Genomic DNA, 13,723 nt, shown 5'->3' on the forward strand with positions numbered 1-13,723 from the left:
GCCCAGTGCCCCCGATTCCCAGGGAAGAATCCGCCGCCTCCTGCCCCGCATCAAGATCGGCACGGCAGCCACAGGACACTCTTCACGCCACGCAGTCACCATCAATGCAGTCGCCACGCTGCTGGCCAACCGGTGGTACGGCGTCGCTACGGTCCTGCTCTCCAACCCCGAGCAGCCGCTCGCGGTTGCCGCTCACACCGACGGCCCTGCGTGGAAGCGCCGCTTGAACGTGCCCGCTGTCGCCGCCAGCCGACGGCTTGCCGGCCTATCCCGGCTGAGCCGACGTGTCCCGCCCTTCCCCGAGACGCTGGACGAACAGGCCATCGCGCCCGATGCCGAGCTGGGCGCGGTGCGGGCCGTCGCCCCCAAGAGCGTCGTCACGCCCGGCCTCGGGCGCGGCCACGGGATGGAGATGTTCCGCCGGATCGAGGAGCACATCGACGAACACTGCGAGCGCTACCGATCCCGCAGCCCACTGTATGTGGAGGTGCCGGACCTCCCCGTTCCCCCGGGCAAGACCGGCATCCGTATCAGCGGCCCGATCCTTCCCCAAGACCTGCCCGCCGCCATGGACGCTGCCCAGCTCGACACGGTCCTGGTCGCGGTGCTGTGGCACACGGATGAGGTTCGCGCCCGCCTCCAACGCGAGATCGCCCGGCAGTGGAACCTCGGGGTTGACTTCGTCGCGCCGGAACACACCGTCGTGACCGATGTGATCCCGGGCCGGGTGCACCTGCTGTTTCTGGAGGACAAGGCCGGCGCGCTCACGCACGGCCCTGCATCCTCAGCACACCGCCAGCAGCAGCTCGAGGCCCTCCTGGCTCCGCATCGCACGCCAGGGCTGACTATCGCGGCCCTGTGCGAGACCCAATGGGACCCCGACCGCAAGTTCGCCACTCCGGAGGAGAAGAAACAGGCTGAGGCCGAAGACGGCAAGTGGCCTTCGAAAGCCGCGCTGGCCCGCATGGGCATCACATCGCAGTACATCAAGCAGGCCCCTGCCCCCGTCCCCACGCACAAGAAGAACGGCGAGCCCTGCTCCCCCAAGTACATCGAGAAGGCCACCGCAGCACGGGAGTCGGGCCTCGCCAATTCAACCGAGAACTCGCTGCGCGACATGCTCCGCGGCCTCGGCCTCGCCGACCACCGCCTCGGCGCCGCCTTCGGCTCGCTGCCGCTGCACCCTTGGTGGCACATCGGTATCCACGTACGACGCCACAACCAGACACGCCGGTACGGCCAGCGCAACACCAAGCCCGCCCCCATCACCATCACGCTCACCGCCATCCGCCCCATCGGCGGCACCAGCGAACCATGGACCATGTGGGCCTACTCACCCGTCACCTCCCAATGGGCCCCCTACCTCCAAACCCGCCTCGCCGTGCACGCCACTGAACTCGGAGTCGACGTCGCCGACTTCGAAACCGTCGGCGCCGAGAGCCACCAAGCATCCGCCGCGGCACAGATCACCGAGGCCGCTCTGCTGGCAACCCGAACCCAACTGCCCCTGCCTGGCCCCATGGTGATCTACGTCAACGGCGACACCTCCGAGTACATCTGGGCCGGCCTTCGCGACGAGAACATCGGTCAGCAGCCCCCCAGCGACCTCCCACGACCAGCCTCGTGGCTGCCCGGGCACGGCCTTCCGCGGGCGCAGCGCCCCATGGCAGTAGTGCGCGCGATCACAGACCTGGAACGCATCGGCCGCCCCACCGGCGCCTACGTCTACGGCAAGGACGGTCAATGGCGTCGCACCAGCACCACCAACAGTCCGTTCCAGCTTGCCTCGGACGACGGTGCCACTTACCTGCCCGACTTCCTCCTCATCAACGTCCCACGCACATATGCCGCTGGGCCCAGCGGCCGTTTCGGAGGTGAATACACCCGGCTAGACCCCCAGGCGAAGGCACGCCAAGGAAAGAACGGATACGCCCACACCGCAGTACGCCTCACCGTCATCGACGCGGCAGAGACAGCTGATGCAGATCTCATCGGCAAAGTCGGGGTCGTCTTCACCAACCAAGGCGTCAGTTGGGATGGTCGACAGACCGAGCCCACACCTCTTCGTCTGGCAAGGCAGATCGACAAAGACCACCCCTACTGGCGACGCAGCTGCGAGGAGACGGAGCTGCAGCCTCCAGAAAGCATTGCGTCCGGCGACCACCCGTGAACAGCGAGTTTCACGTGCGGACGAGATTCCCCTGCCAGCAGCAAGCACACAATCAGCACGTCTAGATCAGTGAACACGCCTCAAACTAGACGCATTCACCAGCTCAGTTCTGGGCCTGGGTGGTGTACGGGATTGTCAACTCGTGCTCCTCCAGGCTGCGCAGAACTGCCGAGCCATTTGAAATCTTATTGAGCAGGAACAGTTCCCGCGTGCGGCAGTCAGGGCACAGACTGACCACGGCCAATGGCCATAGATCGATCGGGACGCCTGGCGGGGTGCCGTCGACATATATCCTGTCCGGCCGCAGGGGGTGGTCGATCGGCCGGCTAAACGGCTCCCAGCTCGGGTGGCTCCCTCGTAGCCTCAAGCCCACAGCCTGGAAGGAGGAATCATCGAGGTATTCACAGCGCTCCACCCAAAACCAGTCAGTGCTCGACAGCCAGTTGACTGAGTTGAGCGCCGAGACCACATACGGTTCGAGCTTTTCGACGTCCTCGTCGAGTTCGTGACTCCTGCGTACCCCGTGAGCATGGTGGGAATTATTACGGAGATCCTTGATGTCCTTCAGCAGCGATAGCGTGACGCTGTGTTCGCGGAGCGCGACGAGTTCCGGCAACTGAGGCGTTGGGACCTCATCCATGAATCTCGCAATGAGCGTGGTCCAGGTGCCAAAGGTCGCCCCTTGACCAAAAGTTTTGCGTAGAGAGCTGGTGAAGCTCCCGTGGTGCGCAATGAGTTCATGCAAGGCAAGGACGCCCAGAGTGCGTGCCGTTCCTTCACCAAGCTTGAGCAGTCCGTCCTTCTTCTCGGCCGGGTGGGTGCTTACGCGGTAACGCCGCGCGAGAGCGGCTACGTGAAATGGATAGCTCGCCTCCGCACGCCACACGGGGTCATCGAAAGGGCGCACCAATTGTCCCGCGAGGCGCGCCTCGCGGGCGATGAACCGGATGGACTGACGGATCTCCGCAACGCGCGTCTCGGGGCCGGCGAAGACGTTCGGCAAGATGCCGTCCGTCGCCATTCGCAGCGCATGACGGCCCTCCTGCACCTCTGCCAGTAGATCCTCGACCTCCGGGGCTGCGACCAACTCCACTGGTACCGGCATGTCGAGCAGCTCTCGGGCTTGCGGGTAAGCCGCGTTGCTCTTGCGGGAGTTGAGCCATTCGCACAGTCCACGGCCGCTCCCCGAGGTGGGGTGCAGCACGAACAGCCGAGTGACTGCGTCACCGAACCCTGCAGGCAGAAGGCGCCAGTTACCCGAGCGCCCGACCAAGTCGCCGCCCGTGCATGGTGTTAGTTCGGAGTCATCTAGTTCCGCATCTGGCAGTTCCAAGGCCGAGTCGACACTATGCAGGTAGGACGCCGTGAGGTGCTTGGGCGGGATGGGCTCTGCCTCACCGCGTCGCGGACGGCGCAGCTTGACACGCTCTGTCTCCAGCTGTGCGAAGGCACGCAGCGGCCCGAACTCCCCGTCAAGCTCCGCGACATAGAAGAGCGAAGACCGGATGGCGCACCCGAGCCGGGTCTTCGCGTGGTCGAGCCAGGCATCTGGAGCGTGGGGCAGCACCTCTTTGCGGAAGTATTCCTCAGGATCGTCCCGCAACGGCACGACGACCAGGTCACGCAACTCCGGATCAGGTTCCGTCACACCCCGGCGCTGCTGCACTTCTCCTTGGACATCGCGCACCCCGATCGCGTTTCGGACGCTCCTTTCGAAGGCGGCACCTCGCGGCCAGGTCTGGCCGACGGTCGCGACCGCGTGCCGCAGTGCCGAGAAGGCGTCTGAGCTGGTGGTCCAGGACGTTCCGACGAGCCCACGCAGCGCGCCAACCAGCTTCTCGGGGTGGTCCCCTCGTTGGATCGGCCGCAGGGAGGAGAGCTGTTGCAAGCCGTCGGTGGTGAGTTCGAAGCGCAAGCGCAGCGGGCGCTCGATGACAATCTGCCGGTAGAGCAGGTCCTCGTTCCGCACGACACTCACCTGGTCGCGGGGAGACCCGCCGACCGGAGCCGACAGCGCATCTTCGTAGAGCCGGACGATCTTGTTGAGTTGATCGGGGCCGAGGTACTTCCGCTTACTGCCAGATGACTGCCGCGTCTTCTGCCAGTGGTCCTGCGCCTTGACCAGGGCCACCCTGCCCCTATGCGCCGACTTCTTGCGATTACTCAGGACCCATAGGTACGTACTGACGCCGGTGTTGTAGAAGAGTTGGTCAGGCAAGGCGACGATGCCCTCGAGCCAGTCATTCTCGACAATCCATCGCCGGACGTCGGACTCACCCAGGCCAGTGGCTCCCCCCTGCATGGGAGAGCCACTGAAGAGGACCACGACACGACTGCCACCATCACCGGAAGCGTCCACCGGCTTCATCTTCGCCAGCATGTGCTGAAGGAAGAGCAGCGATCCGTCGCTGACACGCGGCAGTCCCGCACCGAACCGTCCTGCATTGCCCAGCTCATGCTCGGCGCGGACCTGTTGCTCAGCGTGCTTCCAGCTGAGGCCGAACGGCGGGTGCGCCAACAGGTAGTCGAAGCTCTGGTCCTTGAAGAGGTCCTCCCGCAGGACGTTCCCGAACAGGACCTGTCCCGGATCACGTCCGCTCATCAGCATGTTGGAGCCAGCGACAGCCCAGGTCTCGGCGTTGATCTCCTGGCCGTACAGGGACACATGCGCCAAGGGGTTGGCGGTCTCGATGCGCTCGGCCACCTCCTCGAGCAGTCCGCCCGTCCCGCAGGCCGGGTCGTGGACCGTGCGGAGCACGCCGGAAAGCGTGAGCTCATGCTGATCGGGCTGCAGCAGCAGTGCAGACATCAGCCGGCCGACGTCACGTGGGGTGACATGCTCGTCGGCGCCAGTCCCTCCTGCCTGGTCGACAGAGCGCCGTACGAGGTCCTCGAACACAAACCCCATGTCGCCGGCAGAGAGGGGTGCCCCCAGGTCCATGGAGAGGAATCGGCTGACGACGGCATACAGCAGCCCAGCGTGGTGCAGCCGTTCGACGGTGCGGTCGAACTCGAAGCGCTGGAACACGTCCCTGACGTTCTCGGAGTAACCGCGCACGTACTCACGCAGCAACGCCACCAAATTGCTCGGGTCGGCGACGACAGCATCCAGGGCGTAGCGACTGGTGTTGAAGAAGGGATGGCCAGAGGCGCGGCGCAGCGCAACATCCCGGAATGAGTCCGAATGTGCACCCTTATCCGCCAATTTAGCCGAGGTGTTCAGCACCTCCTGGCGAGTGGGTTCGAGTAGGCAATCCAAGCGCCGCAGCACGGTGAACGGCAATACAACGCTGCCATACTCAGATGTCTTGAAGTCCCCACGAAGAAGATCCGTGAGTGACCAGATATGCCTGGAAAGCTGCGTCCCTGAATCGCTCATGGCATCCCCCTCCGACCACCCGGCCCCTCCTGCACTCAGGTCCGATCTTCACACAGTCATTGGATCTTACGCAGGGGGCATCACCGTGACGGCCCGTTCCCGCCAATCAGCCACGCCGCTTCCTCAGCAGCAGCCGGCAGCACATAGACCCGACCTGACATGGTCGCGTCAGCAATGGCTGCGACGTAAAGGTATGACATCACCGGGCACGCCCACCCGACACCCACCGCTTCATCCGTACACGCATCGACTCGGCGCTGCTGCGACTTGAATCGCTATGGTCCGCCTGGCCGAATCCGCTCACGGTGCACTCTGCCCCGTTCCATCGCCGCCAGGTCTGGGCTGCAGGGCCTCTGTCGTAGCACGCTCAGGCCGCTCTTGATGTCAGTGACACCCTTTAGGATTCGGTCCGAGGGTTGAGCTGTGCTTCCTGAACGCAGCGGCAGGAACTACGGCAGGCTTACAGACACGGACGGGGAGCCGCATGCTGGAAGACCGGTGGACGACGGTCACCGAGTCCGAGTATGAGCACGAGCGCCGTGGTCTTGAGGCGATCCGCCGGCGTCTGCCAGATGAGGAGCCGTGGCGGGCCTGGTCGAACTTCATGTTCACCGCGAACAGCGGGCACGTCCGTGAGGTCGATCTTCTGGTGGTAGCGCCGGCCGGGGTCTTCCTGGTCGAGTTGAAGGACTGGCACGGCTCGGTCCACGGCGGCGGCAACGACTGGGTGCAGACCACGCCCAGCGGGACCAGCCGTCGGCACGGCAACCCGCTGCACCTGGCGAACCGGAAGGCCAAGGAGCTGTCGGGCCTGATCAACGGCGTCTCCGGTCGGCCCGCGCACCGAACGAAGATCTGGGTGGGTGAGGCTGTCTGCTTCACGGACGACAAGCTTCAGGTGAACCTTCCGGCTGCCGACATGAACGGCGTGTTCACGGTCAAGCAGCTGGTGGAGATGCTGGCCGTGCCGCCGGGAGACGCCCGCTACCAGATCACAGCCGAGGCATCCCGCTTTGTCGATGCAGCCCTGAAAAAGCTCCGTATCGCACCGATCCGCCGCCAGTACGAGGTGGGCTCCTACCTCCTGGAGGCGAAGGCGTTCGACTCCGGGCCGTCCTGGGCCGACTATCTGGGACGCCATTCCCAGCTGCACGATCTGGCACGGGTGCGGGTCTTCCTCAGTGAACGTGGTGCCTCCGACGACGAGCGGCGCTCGGTGGAGCGTGCCGCCGCCCGCGAGGCATCGGTACTCAGCCGTTTTCGTCATCCCGGTGCGGTACAGCTGAAGAATTATCTGCCGTCGGGGCATCCCGCCGGGCCCGCGATCCTCTTCGACTACCACCCGGAGACGCTGCGCCTAGACGATTACCTGGTCCAGCACGGTGAGGGTCTCGATCTGCAGGGGCGCCTCGCGCTGGTGCGGCAGCTTGCCGAGACGGTGCGCTCCGCGCACTCCCGTCGGGTCCACCACCGCACGCTGTCGGCGCACGCGGTGCATGTGATTCCGCGCGACCGCGGTCCACGCGGGCGGGAGCTCGGCGAGGAGCAGCGCTGGCTGCGTCCGTGGACGCAGATCGCGGATTGGCAGATCGCCACTGGGCAAAGCTCCAGCCGCGGCCGGCCGCTGACCCTGGCTCCGACTAACGTGACGGGGTTCCATGTCGCCGAGCAGGCTGATCCCTATCTGGCTCCGGAGCTGAGGATTCCGAAGGCCGATCCAGTGCGCCTCGATGTGTACGGGCTCGGCGTGCTCACGTATCTGCTGGTGACCGGGCAAGCGCCTGGCGCGAGCCAGAGCGAGGTCATGGCACGTCTGGAGGCCGGCGAGAGTCTGCGTCCCAGCGCGCTCGTCGACGGTCTCAATCCGGACATCGACGATCTGGTGGAGGCTTCCACCGCGTACGAACCGGGTCGGCGTCTGTCCACGGTCGACGACTTCCTGGAGATGCTGGAGTACGTCGAGCAGGCATTCGTCGAGGAGGTCCCGGGCGGCGGGGATGCGGCTGCAGTCGCGGGCGGGGACGGCGGTTCAGCCGCAGGCGTGGGCGAGGAAAGATCCGAGCCGGAGAAGGACCCGCTGGAGGCCGTGGCCGGGGACGTACTGGCCGGACGCTGGGAGGTCGTGCGCCGCCTCGGTACAGGCTCGACCGCGCGGGCCTTCCTGGTGCGGGATCTGGAGGGCGAGCCTCGGCGCAGCGGCGGCCTGCCGGTGGCAGTGCTGAAGGTCGCGCTGAGCGAGGCCAAGCATGCTGTCCTGGATCGTGAGGCGGAGGTCCTGGGCCGGATCCACCGGGACTCCAGCATCATCTCGCTGTACGAACCGCAGCCGCTGACACTGGCCGGGCGCCGGGTCCTGGTTCTGGAGTACGTGGGCGACAGCCGGGAGCTGAAGGACCAGGACGGCAGTGCGAGTAAGGGGCCGCGCCGCCGGGAGGACACCGTGGCCCGCCAGCTGCGGGACAACGGCCGCCTGGGCATGGACCAGCTGGAGGCATACGGGAAGTACCTCTTCGGTGCTGTGGAGCACCTGGAGGCGGAGGGGATCTGGCACCGGGATCTGAAGCCGGACAACATCGCCATCCGGGTCCGCCCCAACGGCACCCGGCAGCTGGTGCTGATCGACTTCTCGCTCGCCGGGTACCCGGCGAAGGAGATCGAGGCGGGCACCGAAGGCTATCTCGACCCGTTCGTGGGCATCATCACGCGCGGCTCGTACGACGGGCACGCCGAGCGGTACGCGCTGGCCGTGACGCTGCACGAGATGGCCTCGAACGAACTGCCCCGCTGGGGCGACGGCTCGGTCACGGCCCGGCAGACGGATGCGAAGGAGTGGCCGTACCCGCAGCTTGCGGCAGACGCCTTCGAGCCGGCCGTCCGGGACGGCCTGGTGGGGTTCTTCCGTAAGGCGCTGGCCCGGGATGTGAAGGACCGCTTCCCGGATCTCAAGCCGATGGAACGTGCCTGGCAGCGGATCTTCCTGGACGCACAGCAGACGACGGCGCCGAGCACCGGTCACGGTGAGAAGTCGGGGCGCGGAGCGAAGGGCGGCACCGACGCGGTTTCCGAGTCGGCTACGCAGCCGCGGATCGGGCGGGAGGATGACGACGTCTCCGCCGAGCAGGTCCGCGACCAGCAGGCCGAACGCGCCGACCGGAACACGCCGCTGTCGGTGGCGGGTCTGACGGTCGCAGCGCAATCGCAGCTGTTCGCGATGGGGCTGAACACCGTCGGTGACGTCTTGGACTACTCGGCGAAGAAGTTCCTCACCGCGCCGGGCATGGGCTCGCGCACCCGGGAGGAGATCCAGCGCCGGCAGAAAGAATGGAACGCGCGCCTGGGCAAGGCGGCTCCCGCGCCGCTCAGCGCGGAGGCCCGCAAGGCGGCGGGCCAGGAGCTCTCCGACCTGGAGCGGGCGGTCGCGGAGTCCGTCGACGCAGCCGCCGGGGACGTCACCGACCCGCAGGTGCTGGGCGGCCTGAGCCTGGACGCGCTCGCCGCCCGCCTGGTGCCGAAGCCGTCCAGCGGTAGTGCCCGCTCCAACGCCAAGGAGCGCGAAGCAATCCGGCTGCTGCTGCGGCTGCCCGATGAGACAGGCACTCTGCCCGGGGGCCTGGCCTGGGTCCGGCAGCGGGACGTCGCCGATGCGGTCGGCCTGACCGCGGGCCGGATCCCGCAGATCGTGAAGAAGGCGCGCGAGCGCTGGTACAAGGACGCAGCCCTCGGGCTGCTGCGTGAGCAGGTGGTGGAACTCCTGGCTGAGCGCGGCCGGGTGGCCCCGGTGATCGAACTCGCCGATGCGCTTATCGCCCGGCGCGGCACCCAGCACGTGGAGCGGCGCAACCGGCGTGCACTCGCCCTGTCGCTGCTGCGTGCGGTGGTCGAACGAGAGAGTTACGACAACGAGTCCCCGCCACTCTTCCGCTACTTCCACGCCCGCATGCCCAAGGGCGCCGATCCGGTACTCGGCCTGCTCGCCCTGGATGTCCGGGAGGACGTGGACGGTCCGGACACCCCGGCACTGCCCGCCCTGCAGGAGTACGCGTTGAACCTGGGCGTACGGGCCGACCGGCTCGCGGCGCTTGAGTCCCTGCCGACGGCGAGCACGGTCCTCACCGAGCTGGACGCGGTGCGACGGCCACCGGGCAGCCTGGGCTGGGACGAGCGGCGCACGGCCGAGATCGCGGTCGCCGCCTCCACCCGGGCCGCGCTCACCCCGCGGTTGGAGATCTACCCGCGCGACCTGGACCTGGTGCGTGCGCTGCGGATCACCCAGGCCGGCGTGGTCGCCGTGCAGCCGGGCGTCGAGGAGGAGCGGCAGCCGGGCCTGACGGTGGACGCGCTGCACAAGCGGGTCGCCACCCGCTTCCCCGACCTGGGCACCGATCCGCTGGCGCCGCGCGAGCTGCCCACGGGCAGCGCCCTGGTCCGCGCCCTGAAGCAGGCCGGCTTCGACCTGAAACTGGCCACCCGCTACGACAAGGTGCTCCGGCTCATCCCGGATCGCCCCTCCGGGGACGCCACGGCTGGGCTGACCTCGGCGAGCTGGGGTGCCTCGGCGGCTCGCCGGTCCGCCCCCACCCAGTACGACGCGGACGCGGCCGTCGCCGCTGCCGTCAAGGCTGAGCAGCGGCTTACGCACTCCGCACGGCAGGATGGCTTCCGGGTCCTGACCGTGCCCCAGCGGCGGGCCGAGGACGCGGTGCGGCGGCTGGCCGGTGAGCCGTACGGGGCTCGGCCGGTGTCGGTGACCGGACTGTTCGTGGCCGAACTGCGCGGCGTGGTCGGCGAGGCTGCCCGTCCGACCTGGGAGACCGTCCTCAAGGCGGACGCCGCCGAGCCGGGTAGTCGAGCTCACCAACAACTGCGCATACGCACCGATAAGGCGTGGGGGCGGATCGAACCGCGGTTGCGGGAGCAGCTAGCGGAGGCCGATGGTCCGCTGTTGCTCACCGACACTGCGGTGCTGGCCCGCTACGACGCGCTCGACCTGCTCGGGCGGCTCTCGGAGGAGGCTCGGCAGGGCGGCAGCCCGCTGTGGCTGCTCGTCGCCCAGTCCGATCCGGCACGGGCGCCGCGGTTGGCCGGGCAGAGTGTTCCGTACCAGGCGGGGTTCGACGAGTGGATCGTTGTGCCTGACGCCTGGATCACGCGCAAACACCTCGAGCCGGACGCCTGACCCGCCTTCCCCTTCTAACCTGATCTTCTCCGTCTTCTCCCATTCCCGACTGGAGCCGTTCGTGATCGACCGCCAGAGCCTCCTCGCCGACCTGCAGAAGCAGGTCAAGGCGGCAGAGACCGACCTGGAGCAGCAGGTTAAAGCCGTCCCTGAGGTCGGGACGCGACTGCGCGGTGAGTATGAGCAGGCCCGGAAGCTCGGCCGTACGGCGGCAACGTGGAACGCCTGGCTTGGCGAGCGGATCACCCAGGTCGCGGTGGCCTGGGTGCTCGGCACGGTCTTCGTGCGGTTCAGCGAGGACAACCGGCTGATCGCCGAGCCCTACATCACCTCCCCCCACGTGGCAGGGCGGGAGACCGCCCAGGCGCGGTTCGAGGAGTACCTGGAGAAGGACGCCGACCCGACATACCGCGGATGGCTGGAGACGGCGTTCGCCGAGCTGGGCGCCGGGCAGGCCGGGCGGCTGCTCTTCGATCGTGACCACAACCCCCTCTACCAGATCCCGCTGTCGCACGACGGCGCCGGCGCGCTGCTCGCATTCTGGCGGGAGCAGCGCGCCGGTGAGGTCAACGGGGAGGAAGGGGCTGGCGGTCCGGTCCTCGTGCACGACTTCAGTGACCCGCTGAGCGAGGACGGCACCGAGGGCTGGGATACCCGGTTCCTGGGCGACCTGTACCAGGATCTGAGCGAGGCAGCCCGCAAGACGTACGCGCTACTGCAGACACCGGAGTTCGTAGAGGAGTTCATCCTCGAGCGGACGATGACCCCGGCAGTGCGGGAGTTCGGCTTCGAAGAGCTGAGGATGATCGACCCGACCTGCGGGTCCGGCCACTTCGTGCTCGGCGCATTCCGACGCCTGGTGCGAATGTGGGCTGAACAGCGGCCCGAGGTTGGCGCTTACGAGCGGGTGCGAGCGGCCCTGAACTCGGTGCACGGGGTGGACCTCAACCCGTTCGCGGTCGCAGTGGCCCGTTTCCGGCTCCTGGTCGCGGCGATGGCCGCGAGCGGCATGCGGACCTTTGAGGAGGCACGGCGCTACGAGTGGCCCATCCAGCTCGCGGTCGGCGACTCGCTCATCAAGGACCGCCAGCTGGAGCTGCAGTTGGGACTCGCCCTTGAGGAGGAGGGCGGCAGCACAGCCGGTGACCCCCTGGCCGACTTTTCGTACGCGACGGAGGACGTGCACGAGCATCCGGGGATCCTGGAGCAGGGGCGCTACCACGTGGTCGTGGGCAACCCGCCTTACATCACCGTCAAGGACAGGCAGCTCAACCAGTTGTACCGGGAGCTGTACGACGCGTGTGCGGGGACGTACGCGCTGTCTGTCCCCTTCGCCCAGCGGTTCTTCGAACTGGCCAAGCAGGGCGGGGCCGATGGGGACAGCTACGGCATGGTCGGTCAGATCACGGCGAACTCCTTCATGAAGCGCGAGTTCGGCACGAAGCTCATTGAAGATTACTTCGCGCACAAGGTCGAACTCACCGAGGTCATCGACACCTCGGGGGCATACATTCCGGGGCACGGGACGCCGACGGTGATCCTGGTAGGCCGGCCTAAGGAGGGATCTAAGCGGCAGGCCACGATCCGGACGGTGCGGAGTGTGCAGGGTGAGCCTTCGGCACCTGAAAGGGCGGAGGAGGGACTGGTATGGCGTGCGATCGTGGAGCAGATCGATCAGCCGGGGAGTGCAGGGCAGTGGGTTTCAGTGGACGACCTGGAACGGGGGCGGTATTTCGGCAAACAGCCGTGGGTCCTGGCCGACGGGGGCCTGGAACTGAACCGGACGATCGGTCGCTATGCAACCTCTAGGCTTGGAGAAATTCAACGCTCTATCGGCAGGTACGTACACACTGGAAACGATGCCGCCTATTTCGCCCCATCGCGAACCTGGCATCGTTTCGGTGCAAACGAGGTGCACACCGTTCCCTTGATTACCGGAGAGGATGTCCGAGACTGGAACTTGAACGCGGCAACAGAAGCGTTGTTCCCGTACGGGGAATCATTGCGCGCCGAGTTGACAAGCGACATTGAGCATCTCCTCTGGCGCAACCGTACCCCTCTACGGAGGCGTCAGGAACTGGGGGGAACGCCCGAGGAAATCGGGCTCAGTTGGTATGAATGGAGTCGCTGGCACCCGGAGCGCTTCTCAGACCCCATGGGAATCTCTTTCCCCTTTGTTGCTACGCACAACCATTTCGCACTCGATCGTGGCGGCAAGGTATTTAATCGCCACGCGCCCGTCATTAAACTGCGGGAAGAGGCAACGGAAGAGGACTACGTTCAACTGCTTGGGCTGCTCAATAGCTCCACGGCTGGATTCTGGCTCAAGATGGTGAGCCACGACAAGGGTAGCCAGGGGGTAAATGAGGGCTACAAATCGCAGGCATGGGAGCGCTTCTACGAGTTCACCGGCACCAAGATCCAGGAATTCCCCCTCCCCGTCAAATACCCCACTGCCCTCGCCACCGAGCTTGACGCCCTCGCCCAGCAGCTGCAAGCGACGACCCCGGCCGCCCTCGCTACCGAGGCCATCCCCACCGCCGCTGCCCTCCGCGAAGCTCAGGCCCACTACAACTCCACCCGCGCCCGCATGATCGCCCTCCAGGAGGAGCTGGACTGGCAGGTGTACTCCCTCTACGACCTGCACTTCGAGGATCTACGCCTGCCCGACGCCTCTGCCGTGCCCGAACTTGCCCTCGGCGAGCGGGCTTTTGAGATCGTGCTCGCACGACGCGTAGCGGCCGGTGAGGCCAGTGGCGAGTGGTTCAAGCGACACGGCTCGACGCCGATCACGGAGATCCCCGCGCACTGGCCCGCCGACTATCAGGCCCTCGTGCAGAGGCGGATCGAGGTCATCGAGTCGAACCGTGCGATCGGGATGGTGGAGCGCCCCGAGTACAAGCGACGCTGGGCCACCGAGGGCTGGGATGCGATGCAGCAGAAGGCGCTGAAGTCCTGGCTGCTCGACCGGGTCGAGGACCGCGCGTACTGGTTCGAC

The 13,723-nt window shown here is 66.8% G+C and carries 4 protein-coding genes; 3 read left to right on the forward strand and 1 reads right to left on the reverse strand.

Annotated features, from left to right (window positions below; all coding sequences use genetic code 11):
- Window positions 1–2,170 (forward strand): RNaseH domain-containing protein (locus AC5WS8_RS37890; protein WP_496108035.1); only part of this gene is annotated, 2,170 nt, incomplete at its 5' end.
- Window positions 2,171–2,273: 103 nt separating this feature from the next.
- Here the strand turns inward: AC5WS8_RS37890 and AC5WS8_RS37895 are convergent.
- Entirely contained in the window at window positions 2,274–5,549 is a 3,276-nt protein-coding gene (locus AC5WS8_RS37895) for a type I restriction-modification system subunit M (RefSeq protein ID WP_496108036.1), read from the reverse strand.
- Window positions 5,550–6,033: 484 nt separating this feature from the next.
- Between AC5WS8_RS37895 and pglW the strand changes: the two genes are divergently transcribed.
- Both pglW and pglX read left to right on the forward strand, forming a co-directional pair.
- On the forward strand, window positions 6,034–10,725 hold the full coding sequence (gene pglW, locus AC5WS8_RS37900) for a BREX system serine/threonine kinase PglW (RefSeq protein ID WP_496108037.1): 4,692 nt from the start codon (window positions 6,034–6,036) through the stop codon (window positions 10,723–10,725).
- Between the two features lie 61 nt (window positions 10,726–10,786).
- A partial coding sequence (gene pglX, locus AC5WS8_RS37905) for a BREX-2 system adenine-specific DNA-methyltransferase PglX (RefSeq protein WP_496108038.1) occupies window positions 10,787–13,723 on the forward strand: 2,937 nt, incomplete at its 3' end.

The sequence above is a fragment of the Streptomyces sp. PTL18 genome (assembly GCF_059510295.1).

Coding starts and splice junctions, on each gene's coding strand:
- AC5WS8_RS37895 (WP_496108036.1), bottom strand. CDS start 5,549: ATGAGCGATTCAGGGACGCAGCTTTCCAGGCATATCTGGTCACTCACG.
- pglW (WP_496108037.1), top strand. CDS start 6,034: ATGCTGGAAGACCGGTGGACGACGGTCACCGAGTCCGAGTATGAGCAC.